This window comes from Streptomyces sp. NPDC093260 (genome assembly GCF_040683715.1).
Classification (GTDB): Bacteria; Actinomycetota; Actinomycetes; order Streptomycetales; family Streptomycetaceae; genus Streptomyces; species Streptomyces sennicomposti.
This window is the reverse complement of record NZ_JBFBEK010000024.1, coordinates 1-15,875: the sequence shown is the minus strand read 5'-3', so window position 1 is coordinate 15,875 and position 15,875 is coordinate 1. Positions and strand designations below refer to the sequence as shown.

Below are 15,875 nucleotides of genomic sequence, written 5' to 3'. Positions count from 1 at the left end.
GGATGATCACCTCATGACCCACATCGACGAGACCCCGACCGGTGTCCGCGCCGAGGACGCGCCCGGCGAAGGGCTGGACGCCCGGCTCGTCGTCGCCCGCGGCGCCTTCCGGCTCGACGTGGCGCTGACCGTCCGCCCCGGCGAGGTCGTCGCGCTGCTGGGCCCCAACGGCGCCGGCAAGACCACGGCCCTGCGGGCGCTCGCCGGTCTCTCCCCGCTCACCGGCGGCCATCTGCGCCTGGACGGCGTCGAGCTGGACCGCACCCCGCCGGAGGCGCGCCCGGTCGGCGTCGTCTTCCAGGACTATCTGCTCTTCCCGCACCTGTCCGCCCTGGACAACGTCGCGTTCGGGCCGCGCTGCCAGGGCGCCACGAAGGCCGAGGCCCGCGCGCAGGCCGCCGAGTGGCTGACCCGCATGGGCCTGGCCGACCACGCCGGCGCCAAGCCCCGCCGGCTCTCCGGCGGCCAGGCCCAGCGCGTCGCCCTGGCCCGCGCCCTGGCCACCCGGCCCCGGCTGCTGCTCCTGGACGAGCCGCTGGCCGCCCTGGACGCCCGCACCCGGCTGGAGGTGCGCGCGCGACTGCGCCGCCATCTGGCCGAGTTCGAGGCCGTCGCCGTCCTGGTCACCCATGATCCGCTGGACGCGATGGTGCTGGCCGACCGGCTGGTGGTCGTCGAGCACGGACGCGTCGTGCAGGAGGGCGCCCCGGCCGACATCGCCCGCCGGCCCCGCACGGACTACATCGCCCAGCTGGTCGGCCTGAACCTGTACCGGGGGCAGGCCGAGGGGCACCGGGTGCGGCTGGCGGCGGGCCCCGCCGTGGTCACCACCGAGGAGCTGTCCGGGCCGGCCTTCGTGGCGTTCCCGCCGGCCGCGGTCACCCTCCACCGGGACCGCCCGGCAGGTTCCAGCGCGCGCAACCTGTGGCGCTGCGAGGTGGCCGGTCTGGAGACTCACGGCGACCGGATCCGCGCGGACCTCAGCGGCGAGCTGCCGCTGGCCGCCGACCTGACCACGGTCGCCGCCGCCGAACTCGACCTGCACCCGGGCGCGGAGGTATGGGCGGCGGTCAAGGCGACCCAGACCCACGCCTACCCGGCCTGAGCCCGGCCACGGGCCCACGGCCCGAGTCCCACGCCGCCCACGGTCGGGGGTGCGCGGCCGGTGTGCCCGCCCCGCGGGCCCCCGTCCGGCGTGTGCGTCCGGCCTGCGGACCTCCGTCCGGCGCGCTCCGCGCACGGACGGCCGAGCGGCGCCCAGCGCCCGCACGCCCGGACGCCGGCCTCACCCGCGAACACCCGGCCGACGCACCCGCACACGGGCACCCGACCGACACGCGCCGCACCCCCGCCGCCCAGGGACACCCGCTCCCTGCCCCGCACCGGCCCATGCCCGGCCGGCCCGCGCCCGCACGCGCGAAGGCGCCGCCCGGCGGACAGCGCCGGGCGGGGCCTCGTGCGTCACCGCACTCAGTCCTCGTACGCGTCCAGCGGCGGGCAGGAGCAGACCAGGTTCCGGTCGCCGAACGCCTGGTCGATACGGCGCACCGGCGGCCAGTACTTGTCGGCCGCCGAGACACCGGCCGGGAAGACCGCCTCCTCGCGGCTGTAGGCGTGGTCCCACTCGCCGCCGAGCGCGGCGGCGGTGTGCGGAGCGCCGCGCAGCGGGTTGTCGTCCGCGTCCCACTCGCCCGAGCCGACCTTCTCGATCTCGGCGCGAATCGCGATCATCGTGTCGCAGAAGCGGTCCAGCTCGGCCAGGTCCTCGGACTCGGTCGGCTCGATCATCAGCGTGCCGGCCACCGGGAAGGACATCGTCGGCGCGTGGAAGCCGTAGTCGATGAGCCGCTTGGCCACGTCGTCGACGCTGACGCCGGTCGCCTTGGTCAGCGGGCGCAGGTCGATGATGCACTCGTGCGCGACCAGGCCGCCGGGGCCGGTGTAGAGCACGGGGTAGTGCGGCTCCAGGCGCTTGGCGATGTAGTTGGCGTTCAGCACGGCCACCTGCGTGGCGCGCTTGAGACCCTCGCCGCCCATCAGCCGGACATAGGCCCAGGAGATCGGCAGGATGCCGGCCGAGCCCCAGGGCGCGGCGGAGATCGGTCCGACGCCGGTCTCGGGACCGGCCTCCGGCTGGAGCGGATGGTTGGGCAGGTACGGCGCGAGGTGCGAGCGGACGGCGACCGGGCCGACGCCGGGGCCGCCGCCGCCGTGCGGGATGCAGAAGGTCTTGTGCAGGTTCAGGTGGGAGACGTCGCCGCCGAAGTGGCCGGGCTTGGCGAGGCCGACCAGGGCGTTGAGGTTGGCGCCGTCGACGTAGACCTGGCCGCCGGCGTCGTGGACCTGCGCGCAGATGTCGGCGACGTGCTCCTCGAACACGCCGTGCGTGGACGGGTAGGTGATCATCAGCACGGCGAGCTGGTCGCGGTGCTGCTCGATCTTGGCCCGCAGGTCCTCGACGTCGATCTCGCCGTCCTCGGCGGTCTTGACGACGACGACCTTCATGCCGGCCATCACGGCGCTGGCGGCGTTGGTGCCGTGCGCGGAGGACGGGATGAGACAGACGGTGCGCTGCTCGTCGCCGTTGGCGCGGTGGTAGCCGCGCACGGCGAGCAGACCGGCCAGCTCGCCCTGGGAGCCGGCGTTGGGCTGCAGGGAGACCTTGTCGTAGCCGGTGACCTCGGCGAGCCGGTCCTCCAGCTCGTGGATCAGGGTGAGGAAGCCCTGCGCCTGCTCGGCGGGCGCGAAGGGGTGCAGCTGGCCGAACTCGGGCCAGGTGACCGGCTCCATCTCCGTGGTGGCGTTGAGCTTCATGGTGCACGAGCCGAGCGGGATCATGCCGCGGTCGAGCGCGTAGTCGCGGTCGGCCAGCCTGCGCAGGTAGCGCAACATGGCGGTCTCGGAGCGGTGCTGGTGGAAGACCGGGTGGGCGAGGTAGCCGTCGGTGCGCAGCAGACCCTCCGGCAGCGCCTGAGCGGCGGTGGCGTCCAGGGCGTCGATGTCGCCGGAGACGCCGAAGGCGGACCACACGGTGCGCAGATGGGCGCGGGTGGTGGTCTCGTCGCAGGCGATGGAGACGTGGTCGGCGTCGACGAGGCGCAGGTTGACGCCGGCCTCGCGGGCGGCGGCGACGACCTCGGCGGCCCGGCCGGCGACCTTGACGGTCAGCGTGTCGAAGAACGCGCCGTGGACGACCTCCGCGCCGCCGGCCCGCAGTCCCTCGGCGAGGACGGAGGCGTAGCGGTGGGTGCGCTCGGCGATGGCCTTGAGGCCGTCCGGGCCGTGGTAGACGGCGTACATGCCGGCCATGACGGCGAGCAGCACCTGCGCGGTGCAGATGTTGCTGGTGGCCTTCTCCCGGCGGATGTGCTGCTCGCGGGTCTGGAGGGCGAGGCGGTAGGCCTTGTTGCCGTCGGCGTCGACGGAGACGCCGACCAGGCGGCCGGGCAGGCTGCGGGCGAACTTCTCGTGCACCGCCATGTAACCGGCGTGCGGTCCGCCGAAGCCCATCGGGACGCCGAAGCGCTGGGTGGTGCCGACGGCGATGTCCGCGCCCAGCTCGCCGGGCGACTTCAACAGTGTGAGGGCGAGCAGGTCGGCGGCGACGGTGACGAGGGCGCCGAGTCCGTGCGCCTGGTCGATCACCGGCTGGAGGTCGCGCACGGCACCGGAGGCGCCCGGGTACTGGAGGAGCACGCCGTTGATCTCGCGCTCGGCGATCTCGGCGGGGATGCCCTCGCTCAGGTCGGCGACGACGACCTCGACGCCGGTCGGCTCGGCGCGGGTCTGGATGACGGCGATGGTCTGCGGCAGCGCGTCCGCGTCGACCAGGAAGAGGCCCTTCTTGTTCTTGCCCATGCGCCGCGACAGGGCCATCGCCTCGGCGGCGGCGGTGCCCTCGTCGAGCAGGGAGGCACCGGAGGTGGGCAGCCCGGTGAGGTCGGCGACGACGGTCTGGAAGTTCAGCAGCGCTTCCAGGCGGCCCTGCGAGATCTCCGGCTGGTAGGGCGTGTACGCCGTGTACCAGGCCGGGTTCTCCATGACGTTGCGCAGGATGACCGGCGGGGTGAACGTCCCGTAGTAGCCGAGCCCGATCATGGAGCCGAGGACCTGGTTGCGGTCGGCGAGCGAGCGCAGCTCGGCCAGCACCTCGGCCTCGGTGCGGGCGCCCGGCAGGTCGAGCGCGTCGGCGTTCTTGATCACATCGGGTACGGCGGCGGCAGTCAGCTCGTCGAGCGAGCCGTATCCGACCTGCGCGAGCATCTTGGCCTGGGCCTCGTGGTCGGGGCCGATGTGACGCTGCTCGAAGGGGATGCCCTGTTCGAGTTCGGAGAGCGGGATGCGCTGGGCGGTCATTGCGGAGGCCTCCTGGTCTGACGCGACCTTCGAGGGACACCACGGCGCGGGTGCCCCGACGGCCTCCCCCTCTGTCATCTCAACCTGAGAGCTTCACCGGGGCCGCTCGCTCGCGCCCGGTTTTCACCGTCGGTGAGAGCGGGCGCCGTCGACACCCGCTCTGCTTTCCAGAGTGACCTCGTCCGTGCGGTACGTGGGCCTGAGAGATTCCGGGGAGGATTTGCTCCTTCGGCGCCTCCGATGTCGCTGGAGGACTCTCCCGCACGGGGTCAGCAGCCGCCTGCCAGCCTACCAGCGGACCGGCCGCACAGGCCTTCGAGTGGCCGCACCGGCGAATGTGCTCTTTTGTAGTGCTTACGGATGAGTTGCGACCACGTGGAGGGACCGTGCAGACCGAGATCGATCCGCGCAACCTGATCGGCCGCAAGGCGTTCGACCGCAACGGCGAGAAGATCGGCACGGTGGACGAGGTGTACCTCGACGACGCCACCGGTGTGCCCGAGTGGGCGGCCATACGCACCGGCCTGTTCTCCCGGGACGCCTTCGTCCCCCTGGAGCCCAGCGAGCTGGTGGACGGCGCCCTGCGCGTCCCCTTCGACCGGGCGCTGATCAAGGACGCCCCCGATTTCGGCGTCGGCCGCCATCTTTCCCCCGAGCAGGAACTGCAGCTCTACCACCACTACGGCCTGGACGTGGCCCCCGCACCCGCGCTCCCCGACCACGACTTCGGCAGACTCGCGGGCTCGGGCACGGAGGACGCCTGACAGCCCCCGCATCCGTTGGACTCCGGGGCCGGAGAAGCCTACGGGAGCCCAGTCCCCCCACCCGTACCGGACGGCATCGGTCCGGGCGACGCCCGGCACCGCCGACTCACCCTCCCCCGCCCGGCGCAGCCCGCTCCCGCTCCCGTCCACGACCGGCCGCCACCGGCCGCAGCCTCGGCATCGCCGACTCACCCGTCACCACCGAGGCAGGCGGTCCCGGCGGCCCGCATCCCGTCCGCACCGAGCCGACAAGGAGGTCACCGCCGCGCCACGGCAGCCACATCCGGGCCTGGCCGTCACACCGCCGGCTCAGCGCCGTTCGCCACGCACGCCCCGCCCTCGGCCCCGTCCGGTCTTCGCCGCACCAGCGGCAGCGGATCGGCCGGTTCGAGGTCCGGGTCGTCGACGCGGAACGTCCGCACCCGGCCCGGCCCCGACAGGGGCGTCTCGAAACGCACCGTGACCCGGCCCAGGCCGCTGCCCTGCACCCAGCCGTGCCCGTACTCGGCGTGCCGAACGTCGTGGCCCGAGGGCCAGCGCCGTTCGGCCGGGGCCGGCCGCTCCTCGGCGGGTTCGTCCGCCGGCACCTCCAGGGGACCCTCCGGACGGGCGCCCGCCGCCTGCGCGAACAGGTCCTCCTGGGTGTAGTCGGCCAGCCCGGTCACGCCCACGCCCAGCAACCGGACCCCGCCCGTGGTGTCCACGGAGTCCAGCAGCCGGGCCGCGGCCTCGCGCACCACCGCCGGGTCGTCGGTGGGACCGCGCAGCGTCTCGGAGCGGGTCAGCGTGGAGAAGTCGTAGCGCCGCACCTTCAGCACGATGGTCCGCCCGGACAGCCCCGAACCGCGCAGCCGCCGCACGCACCGGTCGGCGAGCCGCTGCACCTCGAGACCGACTCGCAGCCGGTCGTGGATGTCCACGTCGTAGGTGTCCTCGACCGACACCGACTTGGTCTCGCGTTCGGCGACGACGGGCCGCTCGTCGTGGGCCAGCGCCATCGCGTACAGCGCGTGCCCGTGCGCCTTGCCCAGCAGCCGGACCAGCTCGTCCTCGCCCGCCTCGGCCAGCTCGCCGACGGTGTGGATACCGGCCCGCCGCAGATGGTCGCCCGTCGCCGGTCCCACGCCCGGCAGCGTCCTGACCGGCATGGGTTCGAGCAGGCCCCGCTCGGTGCCGGGTTCGATGAGCACCAGCCCGTCCGGCTTGGCCTGCTCGGAGGCGATCTTCGCGAGCATCTTGGAGGCGGCCAGCCCCACCGAGCCGGTCAGACCGGTCACGGCCAGGATGTCGGCGCGCAGCCTGGCTCCCACCAGCCGGGCCGAGTCCGCGTCCCGGGCGGCTCCCGCGGCCTCCAGGTCCACGAACGCCTCGTCCAGGCTGAGCGGCTCCATCAGGGGCGACAGGGACCGCAGCAACCCCATCACCTGGTCGCTGATGGACCGGTAGAAGGCGAAGCGCGGCACCAGGTACGCCGCGTTGGGCGCCAGCCGGCGGGCCTGCGCCATCGGCATCGCCGAGTGGACGCCGAAGACCCGCGCCTCGTACGACGCGGTGGCGACCACCCCGCGCGGTCCGAGACCGCCCACGATCACGGCCTTCCCGCGCAGGCTCGGCTTGGACGCCTGCTCCGCGGAGGCGAAGAAGGCGTCCATGTCGAGGTGCAGGATCGTGGGCGCGTTTCTCACATCTACGATGCTGCACCACACCACTGACAACGCCCCCCGCGCCGGGCGTCGGCACGGGGGCGGGGCAGCTGGCGGATGCGCGCCCGCCGCCGCGCGGAGGCGAGGCGCCGTTCACACGGAGGCGGGCCGTCGCGCTCCGGCCGGTCGGGACGAGCGACGGAGGGCGCGGTCAGACGGCCCGGTTGCGCCGCCGGGCCAGTTCGTCGGCGGGGTTGTGGCCGACCAGGGTCTCGCCGGTGTCGACGCGCTCCCCGTGCAGTTGGGACAGGGCGCTCTCCACGTCCCGCCACACCACGCCCACGGCGATGCCGAAGACGCCCTGACCACCCTGCAGCAGCTCGTGCACCTCGTCCGGCGAGGTGCACTCGTACACCGTGGCGCCGTCGCTCATCAGCGTCATGCACTCCAGGTCGCGAAAGCCGCGCTCGCGCAGGTGCTGCACCGCGGTACGGATGTTCTGCAGGGACACACCGGTGTCCAGGAACCGCTTGACGATCTTCAGCACCACGACGTCGCGGAAGCTGTACAGCCGCTGCGTGCCGGAACCGTGCGCGGGCCGGACACTCGGCTCCACCAGGCCGGTGCGCGCCCAGTAGTCCAGTTGCCGATAGGTGATGCCGGCGGCTGCGCAGGCCGTCGGCCCCCGGTAGCCGATCTCCTCGGACACCATGGACGCCGCCCCTTTGCTGCTGGGCACGGCCGCCGGCCACTGCGGGGCGTGGTCGGCCGTGCCGGCGTGGTGGGGGTATCCGCTGCTGGAGCGGAGCCGAGAGCTTGGGGAAGGGTACGGAACGCCTCCGCCGACATCGCGCCCGGGGACTTCCCCAGCCGTACCGTCGCCGCTGCTTCTCACGCCGACCTCCGTCCTTGACCTGCCTCCTCGACGGTAGGCAGTCACCAGGGGTGCGTCAACGATCGCCACACTCGGCACGCCGAGTGATAATCACCCTAAGAGTGGTTTCCCGTGCCCCACCGCGGGGAAAGGCTAGCCGAATGCCCTCGCGGGAGGCCGCAGGGCGGCCCTCGGCCGACGGCGTGTGCCGGCGTGTCACTGGCTACTGCCGAAGTCCTCCGGCGAGATCTGGTCGAGGAACTCGCGGAACTTCTCCACCTCGTCCTCCTGCTCGTCCGGGATCGCGATCCCCGCGTCGTCCAGCACCGTGTCACTGCCGTAGATCGGCGTTCCGGTGCGTAGCGCCAGCGCTATGGCGTCGGACGGACGGGCGCTCACCTCGACTCCGCTGGCGAAGACCAGCTCCGCGTAGAAGACGCCCTCCCGCAGGTCCGTGATACGCACTTCGGTCAGCTCCTGGCCGACGGCCTCCAGCACGTCCTTGAACAGGTCGTGCGTGAGTGGCCGCGCGGGAGCCATGCCCTGCTGGGCGAAGGCGATCGCCGTCGCCTCCCCCGGTCCGATCCAGATGGGGAGGTAACGGTCGCCTCCCACTTCGCGCAGGAGCACGATCGGCTGGTTGGAGGGCATTTCGACCCGGACACCTACGACATCGAGCTCGTTCACACAGCAACCCTAGGCTGTGCCCGGGACGTTTGGGTAGTCGGGCCGGACTCGGGCGGCGAAACAGCGGGCCGATCCGGCCTCGCGGCGCCGCGATCCGGCCGCCGCGGGGGCCGCGCCGAGGACGTCGGTAGGGGCAGCCGCGCAGGCGGGGCCGCTCAGGACAGCCGTACTCCGAGGGCGGTCTGCACCAGCGCCGAGTGCAGCTTCACCGTGAGCGCCGCCAGCTCCCTGGTGCGGGCCTCCGCGTGCGCCCTGGTCTGCGGGTTGCGGTGCCGCCTGAGCGGGGCCACCACCTGGTCGACCAGCCCGGCCTCCCGGTCGGCCGCCGCCTTCATCACCCGCAGGTGCCGGGGCCCGATCCCGAACTCGCCGAGCGCCCGGACCAGGGCGGCCACGGTCACCGCCTCGGCGTCGTAGACCCCGTCCTCCAGTGGAGTGAGCAGCCCGTAGGACTCCCACTCCGTGAGGTCCGCCTCCTCGATCTCCGCCGCGGCGAGCAGTTCGGCACGCCCGATCCGGGCCGCCGTGGGCTCCGGCTCCTCGACGGACGCGGGCGCCGGCTCGCCGTCGCGCTGCCGGCCGAGCACCGGCAGCTGGACGGCCTCCCCGCGCTCCACCGCCTCCAGGTACTCGCGGATGACCTTCAGCGGCAGATAGTGGTCCCGCTGCATCCTCAGCACCCTGGCCAGGCGCTCCAGGTCGTCCGCGCTGAACTTCCGGTACCCCGAGGGGGTGCGCCGCGGCTCGACGAGTCCCTCCGCCTCCAGGAAACGGATCTTGGAGACGGTGACCTCGGGGAACTCGTCGCGCAGCGCGTTCAGCACCGTGCCGATGCTCATCAGCCCACTGTCCGTTGCGGCGGCCCCGTGGCCGGTGCCGCCGCTCGGTGTTCGAAGCATGGACCTTCCCTGGGGGTTCCTCCGGACAGCGCCCGGAGGACGGTCAGTAGCCCTGCCGGCTCGCGTAGAAGACCAGCCGGTACTTGCCGATCTGCACCTCGTCGCCGTTGGCCAGCGCGACCTGGTCGATCCGCTCACGGTTGACGTAGGTGCCGTTCAGGCTGCCGACGTCGGCCACCGTGAACGAGCCGTCCGGGCTGCGGCGGAACTCCACGTGCCGGCGCGAGACCGTCACGTCGTCCAGGAAGATGTCGCTCTGCGGATGACGCCCGGCCGTGGTCAGCTCGCCGTCCAGCAGGAAGCGGCTGCCCGAGTTCGGGCCGCGGCGCACCACCAGCAGGGCGGAGCCGAGCGGCAGCGCGTCGACCGCCGCCTGCGCCTCCGGGGAGAGCATGGGCGTCTGGCCCGTGGCCTCCGCGTCGTACGCCTCGAGACCTGAGATGGAGATCGTGGACGTCGTCTCCGAGGCCCGCTCCGGCACCGCGCCGGGCCGCAGCGGAGCGCCGCAGTTGGAACAGAAACGGCTGTTCTCGCCGTTGCGGTTGCCGCACCGCGCACACACCAGGGCCGACATGGACGGATCCTCCTGCCGCGGCTGCCCCGCCGGGGCATGGGACGCGTACGGGTCGGGGCTGAACCCGCCGGCCGTACCCGGGGTCGACGGTTGGCCGAAACCTATGCCGCCCGCCTGGGCAGGGTCAACGGACGGCGCGCCGTGACCGCCGGAAACGTCACCCCCCTGACCGGCCACCTGGTCCCGGAACAGCGGGCGCCGGCCCTCCGCGTCGGGCTGTGCGCGATGACGGGCGGTGGCGTTCTCGTTGCCCTCTCGCGCGCTCTTGCCGAACAACTTCGCAAACAACTTCACGGGCGATTCCCCTTGACCGAAACAGACCCGCCCGTGGGGCAGGACGAACCCTGACTGCATACACCGGTCGACCCGGACATCCTCACAACGTCCGTATCCACCAGACAGTTTCCACCACGCACCACCCAATCGGTGCGCCGACCCCCCGCAACCTCATGCCCCTGCCCGACGGACGCCATGCACCCCCGGTTCACTGGGACGACGACCGAGCGTAGTCAGGCTGCTTCGCCGCCCGCAAGGCGTCCACGACGATCTTGTCCGATCGCTCCACGGTAACGGTGGCCTGCTCCTTCTCGAAGGTCTGCACCACGCCTCCGGGGATGTTGAGCGCCGGCTCCAGGTCCTGCGGCTTGCCGATGACCTGGAAACGATACGGGGCGTTGATCTTGTTCCCGTCGACCTCGACGCTCTTGCCGGAGTCCGTCAGATAGGTACCCGCGACCACCCGTACGCCGTTGACCTGCATCGCCTCGGCGCCTGCCGCGCGCAGCTCCTGTATCGCGTCGAGCAGCATGTCCGCCTGCACCGTCCCTTTCGTGTCCTCGACCGTCACCGTGATGCCGGGGCCCTGCGCCGCCACCGTGCCCGCCAGGATGCCGAGTTGCCTCTCCTTCTCGGCGGTCTGCCTGCGGGCCTCCTCGGCCTGGTCGGAGCTGTTCTCCAGCTCCTGGCGCTGCTTGTCGAGCCCCTGCTTCTCGTCTTCAAGACGCTGAGTACGGTTGTCCAGTTCATCGAGGATGCGCACAAGATCTTCCTGGCGGGCGCCGCGCAGCGCGCTGTCGCTGTCGCTGTTGGACGCGACCTGGATCGCGAGCCCGAAGCCGAGACCGAACAGCAGCAGCGCCACGACGAGTTGGGCCCGTGTGAAGCGCGGCGGCCACAGCCCGGCCACGAGCCGCTGACGGCCGGTCAGCGTGGGCCCGGACCGCTCCCCGACGCTCCGCTCGGGCGCGGCGGCCTGCGCGGGCACCTCGGCCGGCAGCTCCTTGCGCAGCCTGTTCTCCGGCAGTTCGTCCTGGTGGGTCATCCCTGTCACGCCCGGAACACATGCCGCCGGATCGCGGCGGCGTTGGAGAAGATGCGGATGCCGAGGACGACCACGACACCGGTGGACAGCTGCGCGCCCACGCCCAACTTGTCCCCCAGGAACACGATCAGCGCGGCGACGACCACGTTCGACAGGAACGACACCACGAACACCTTGTCGTCGAAGATGCCGTCGAGCATGGCCCGCAGACCGCCGAACACGGCGTCCAGCGCCGCCACGACGGCGATCGGCAGATAAGGCTCGACGACCGCCGGAACCTCAGGCCGGACCAACAGGCCGGCCACGACTCCCACGACGAGGCCCAGTACGGCGATCACGATGTGCCCTTCTCAGTGCTCGGCTGTGCGGTACGTACGGTCACACTCGGTGCGGCCGGCAGCCGGAGGTCGTCCGCCACGGAGATGGCGGTCCGGATGCCGTAGTTGTCCTGCAGGGCGTGCAGATACAGCCCGTCGGAACTGTTCTGGAACCGGGCGCTGAGCCGCTGCCCGTCCCCCACCGCGAGCACCGTGTACGGCGGCACCAGCGGTTTGTTGTCGACCAGTATGGCGTCACCCGCGGCGCGGATCGCCGACAGGGCCGTCAGCCGCTGCCCGTTGACGGAGATCGCTTCGGCCCCGGACTGCCACAGCCCGTTGATCACGCGCTGCATGTCCCGGTCGCGCACGCGGCCGGTGTCGGAGAAACCCGAAGTCTCGCGCGGGTTGCCGTTGCCGCCCCCGGTGCTGGCCTCCTTGGCGTCGTCCACGACGAGCTTGACGCCCGGGCCGTGCACCTGCGTGGCGCCTGCCAGGGCGCTCACCAGGTCAGCCTGCGGGTTGCCCCCGCTCTGCCTCAGCGCCTGGCGCTGCCGGGCGTTCACGTCGGCGCGCAGCGCGTCGACGTCGCTCTCCAGCTTGTCCGCCGCCGCGGTCTCGCGGTCGATGCGGTCGATCAGCTCCTGGCGCTCCTTGGCGACGACGGGGGCCGCCACCCGCGCCTGCGCCGCCCCCACGGTGACGACGAGGGCCGCCAGCACCAGACCGGCGGCCAGTCCCAGCCGGGCCCGCAGGGTCTTCGGCAGGGCGCTCTGACCGGCCGCCCTCTTCCGGGCGGCGGCCTCGGCGTAGCCGTCGTCGAGGCTGTGGTCCATGACGTTGGTGATCAACGACATGGAGGCGTCCGGACGGAAGGGCCGCGCGGGATTGCTCCGAACGGGGGGTTGCTGCGGCATGCCGCACATCGTCGCACGTCACGCCCGAGACCTCTAAACGGCCCTACGCGCGTGCCGGACAGGCCCCCTAGGGGCGGCTGTCCGGCACGCGCCCGGGCGCTGCGTTCCTACCGGCCGGCGCTGTCCACGACCGCCGACCACTCGTCCAGCAGGGCCTGCGCGGAGGCGTCGTCGGGGCCCTCGGCCCACAGATGGGTGACCGCCTCGGCCGGGTCGGGCAGGACCATCACCCAGCGCCCGTCGGCCTCCACGACCCGGACACCGTCCGTCGTGTCGACGAAGCGGTCCCCGGCCTCCTCCACGACCCGGCGCATCACCAGGCCCTTGACGGCCCACGGAGTGGCCAGGTCACGCCGCAGCACGTGGGCCCGCGGGATGCGGGCGTCGATCTGGCTGAGCGTGAGCTGCGTCCGCGCCACCAGCCCGATGAGCCGCACGAACGCCGCCGTGCCGTCGTAGACGCTGCTGAACTCGGGGACGATGAAGCCGCCCTTGCCGTCGCCGCCGAAGATCGTCCCCTCCTCCCCGCCGACCCGGGTGAGGTCGTCGGGGGAGGTGGTCGTCCACTCGACCTGGGTGCCGTGGTAGGCGGCCACCTGCTCGGCGATACGGGTGGTGGTCACGGGAAGCGCCACGCGTCCGCTGCGTCGCTCCGCGGCCACCAGGTCCAGCATCACCAGCAGGGCCCGGTCGTCCTCGATGATGCGGCCCTTCTCGTCGACGAGCGACAGCCTCTCGCCCACCGGGTCGAACCGCACGCCGAACGCCGCCCCGGAGGACGCCACTATCTCGCCGAGGCGCGTCAGGCCGGCCCGGCGCATCTCCGCGGTCTCGGTGGGCCGCGACTCGTCCAGACCCGGGTTGATCGTCAGCGAGTCGACGCCGAGCTTGCCCAGCAGGCTCGGCAGGACCAGACCGGCGCTCCCGTTGGAGGCGTCCACGACGACCTTCAGGCCCGACTCGGCGATCCCGGTCGTGTCGACGTCACGCAGCAGTGAACCGGTGTACGAGTCGAAGACGCTGGACGGGAAGTACAGGTCGCCGATCTCACCCGGGAACGCACGCCGGTACTCCTGGCGGGCGAAGACACGGTCGAGCTTGCGCTGGCTGCCCTGCGAGAGGTCGGCGCCCTGCCCGTCGAAGAACATGATGTCGACGGAGTCCGGCACGCCCGGGGTGGTGCGGATCATGATGCCGCCGGCGCTGCCGCGGGCGGTCTGCTGCCGCGCCACGGGCAGCGGCACGTTCTCCAGGTCCCGTACGTCGATGGCGCTGGCCTGGAGCGCGGAGATGACCGCCCGCTTGAGCGCGCGCGCACCACGGGAGTGGTCACGGGCGGTGGTGACGGTGGCGCCCTTCTTCAGCGTCGTCGCGTACGCGCCGGCGAGCCGGACGGCGAGTTCCGGGGTGATCTCCACGTTCAGCACGCCGGAGACGCCGCGGGCGCCGAAGAGATGCGCCTGGCTTCTGGACTCCCAGATCACCGAGGTGTTGACGAAGGCGCCGGCCTCGATGGTCTTGAACGGGTAGACACGGACGTTGCCCTGGACGATCGATTCCTCACCGATGAGGCACTCGTCGCCGATGACGGCGCCGTCCTCGATCCGCGCCGCGCGCATGATGTCGGTGTTCTTGCCGACGACACAGCCGCGCAGGTTGCTCTGCTGCCCGATGTACACGTTGTCGTGGACGACGGCCTTGTGCAGGAAGGCGCCGCTCTTGACCACGACGTTCGAGCCGACGACGGTGTGCTCGCGGATCTCCGCGCCGGCCTCCACCTTGGCGTAGTCGCCGATGTAGAGCGGCCCGCGCAGAACGGCGTCCGGGTGGACCTCCGCGCCCTCGGCGACCCAGACCCCCGGGGAGATCTCGAAGCCGTCGATCTCGACGTCCACCTTGCCTTCGAGGACGTCCGCCTGCGCCTTCACATAGCTCTCGTGGGTGCCGACGTCCTCCCAGTAGCCCTCGGCGACATAGCCGTAGATCGGCTTGCCTTCCTTCATCAGCTGGGGGAAGACGTCACCGGACCAGTCGACGGGGACATCGGCCTCGACATAGTCGAAGACCTCGGGCTCCATCACGTAGATGCCGGTGTTGACCGTGTCGGAGAAGACCTGGCCCCAGGTCGGCTTCTCGAGGAAGCGCTCGACCTTGCCCTCTTCGTCGACGATGGTGATTCCGAATTCCAGGGGGTTGGGGACGCGTGTGAGACACACGGTGACCATCGCGCCCTTTTCCTTGTGGAACCGGATCAGGTCGGTGAGGTCGAAGTCGGTCAGGGCATCGCCGGAAATGACGAGGAAGGCGTCGTCCTTCAACGCCTCTTCGGCGTTCTTGACGCTTCCGGCGGTACCGAGTGGCTTCTCCTCGTTGGCATAGCTGAGTTCCATGCCGAGCTCTTCGCCGTCACCGAAGTAGTTCTTGACCAGCGAAGCCAGGAACTGGACTGTGACGACGGTCTCATGCAGCCCATGCCTTTTGAGCAGCCGCAGAACGTGCTCCATGATCGGCCGGTTGGCCACCGGCAGGAGCGGCTTGGGCATGCTCGAGGTCATAGGGCGAAGACGTGTGCCTTCGCCTCCGGCCATCACGACGGCCTTCATGTCGGAAGCGTCCTCCTCCAAGAGATGACGATCTAGCCGACTTCACCCGTGATGATTGTCCCGCACTTTTGTGGAGCGGGCCATCGGAGCCACTCGGGTGCCGGAGTCGGCGGGATCAGTCGGCCATGGCGTCCGCACGGACCAGGCGGCGGACTTGTACCACGTACAGCACTCCTGCCCACCAATAGAGGGTTGTACCCCACCAAGCGAACGCCCATCCGAAAATGGCAGCGAGTGACGAGATCCAGCCGCTTCCGTCACTGAGCAGAAGCAGCGGGAACGCGTACATCAGGTTGAACGTGGCAGCTTTGCCCAGGAAGTTCACCTGCGGCGGCGGGTAGCCGTGCCGGCGCAGGACGCCCACGGCCACCAGGAGCATCAATTCCCGTGCCAGCAGGGCCGCGGTGAGCCAGACCGGCAGAATCTCGCGCCAGGTGAGCCCCACGAGCGTGGAAAGCACGTAGAGGCGGTCGGCCGCGGGGTCGAGCAGCCGGCCGAGGCTGCTGATCTGGTTCCAGCGCCGGGCGAGTTTGCCGTCCAGGTAATCACTGACGCCGCTCAGCGCGAGTACCAGGAGGGCCCAGCCGTCGCTCTCGGGGCCGCCGAACTCCGGCCTGAGGATCAGCCACAGGAAGAGGGGCACGCCGACCAGCCGCGCCATGCTGAGGATGTTCGGGATGGTGAGGACTCGGTCCGTCTGGACTCGGGTCTCCTGGACCTCCACCCGGGGGCCTCCTGGGAAAAAGTGCCTACGATGCCTCCTGACCCTACCCCAACGCAAAAAAGCTCCGGCTCTTGGGCTGTCTGCCCAAGAGCCGGAGCTCTAAGAATTGTTCGGCGGTGTCCTACTCTCCCACAGGGTCCCCCCTGCAGTACCATCGGCGCTGAAAGGCTTAGCTTCCGGGTTCGGAATGTAACCG

The 15,875-nt window shown here is 71.5% G+C and carries 13 protein-coding genes, 1 rRNA gene and 1 riboswitch; of the genes, 2 read left to right on the top strand and 12 right to left on the bottom strand.

Annotated features, from left to right (window positions below; all coding sequences use genetic code 11):
• The first annotated feature begins 13 nt into the window (after positions 1–13).
• Positions 14–1,105 (top strand): ABC transporter ATP-binding protein, encoded by a 1,092-nt coding sequence (locus AB0N63_RS26325; protein WP_365532234.1) that lies wholly within the window; start codon positions 14–16, stop codon positions 1,103–1,105.
• Between the two features lie 365 nt (positions 1,106–1,470).
• Here AB0N63_RS26325 and gcvP read toward each other — a convergent pair whose 3' ends face one another.
• A complete protein-coding gene (gcvP, locus tag AB0N63_RS26320; protein ID WP_365532232.1) occupies positions 1,471–4,356 on the bottom strand; it encodes an aminomethyl-transferring glycine dehydrogenase in 2,886 nt (961 codons plus the stop codon).
• 177 nt (positions 4,357–4,533) lie between these two features.
• Positions 4,534–4,628: riboswitch (glycine riboswitch) on the bottom strand.
• 114 nt (positions 4,629–4,742) lie between these two features.
• Here gcvP and AB0N63_RS26315 point away from each other — a divergent pair.
• Entirely contained in the window at positions 4,743–5,120 is a 378-nt protein-coding gene (locus tag AB0N63_RS26315) for a PRC-barrel domain-containing protein (RefSeq protein WP_019981412.1), read from the top strand.
• Positions 5,121–5,416: 296 nt separating this feature from the next.
• Here AB0N63_RS26315 and AB0N63_RS26310 read toward each other — a convergent pair whose 3' ends face one another.
• The 11 genes from AB0N63_RS26310 to rrf all read right to left on the bottom strand — a co-directional run.
• Entirely contained in the window at positions 5,417–6,805 is a 1,389-nt protein-coding gene (locus AB0N63_RS26310) for a DNA polymerase IV (RefSeq protein ID WP_365532230.1), read from the bottom strand.
• Between the two features lie 169 nt (positions 6,806–6,974).
• The gene (locus AB0N63_RS26305) at positions 6,975–7,658 is read right to left on the bottom strand and encodes a MerR family transcriptional regulator (RefSeq protein ID WP_365532228.1); all 684 of its coding nucleotides are present in this window, start codon (positions 7,656–7,658) and stop codon (positions 6,975–6,977) included.
• 195 nt (positions 7,659–7,853) lie between these two features.
• Entirely contained in the window at positions 7,854–8,324 is a 471-nt protein-coding gene (locus AB0N63_RS26300) for a bifunctional nuclease family protein (RefSeq protein ID WP_365532226.1), read from the bottom strand.
• Positions 8,325–8,479: 155 nt separating this feature from the next.
• Entirely contained in the window at positions 8,480–9,223 is a 744-nt protein-coding gene (locus AB0N63_RS26295) for a MerR family transcriptional regulator (RefSeq protein WP_365532223.1), read from the bottom strand.
• A 43-nt stretch (positions 9,224–9,266) separates the two neighbouring features.
• Positions 9,267–10,151, bottom strand: coding sequence for an FHA domain-containing protein (locus AB0N63_RS26290; RefSeq protein WP_365532221.1), 885 nt, complete (start codon positions 10,149–10,151; stop codon positions 9,267–9,269).
• Positions 10,152–10,281: 130 nt separating this feature from the next.
• Entirely contained in the window at positions 10,282–11,118 is an 837-nt protein-coding gene (locus tag AB0N63_RS26285) for a DUF881 domain-containing protein (protein WP_365532477.1), read from the bottom strand.
• Between the two features lie 5 nt (positions 11,119–11,123).
• Complete coding sequence (locus AB0N63_RS26280) at positions 11,124–11,456, bottom strand: small basic family protein (RefSeq protein ID WP_003988855.1); 333 nt, start codon at positions 11,454–11,456, stop codon at positions 11,124–11,126.
• Complete coding sequence (locus tag AB0N63_RS26275; RefSeq protein ID WP_365532218.1) at positions 11,453–12,361, bottom strand: DUF881 domain-containing protein; 909 nt, start codon at positions 12,359–12,361, stop codon at positions 11,453–11,455. The genes AB0N63_RS26280 and AB0N63_RS26275 overlap by 4 nt, the downstream gene beginning before the upstream one ends.
• 98 nt (positions 12,362–12,459) lie before the next feature.
• Complete coding sequence (locus AB0N63_RS26270; protein ID WP_365532216.1) at positions 12,460–14,955, bottom strand: mannose-1-phosphate guanyltransferase; 2,496 nt, start codon at positions 14,953–14,955, stop codon at positions 12,460–12,462.
• A gap of 115 nt (positions 14,956–15,070) precedes the next feature.
• Positions 15,071–15,679 (bottom strand): CDP-alcohol phosphatidyltransferase family protein, encoded by a 609-nt coding sequence (locus AB0N63_RS26265; RefSeq protein WP_365532214.1) that lies wholly within the window; start codon positions 15,677–15,679, stop codon positions 15,071–15,073.
• 108 nt (positions 15,680–15,787) lie between these two features.
• Positions 15,788–15,875: ribosomal RNA gene (rrf, locus tag AB0N63_RS26260) — 5S ribosomal RNA — on the bottom strand; the annotation flags it as partial.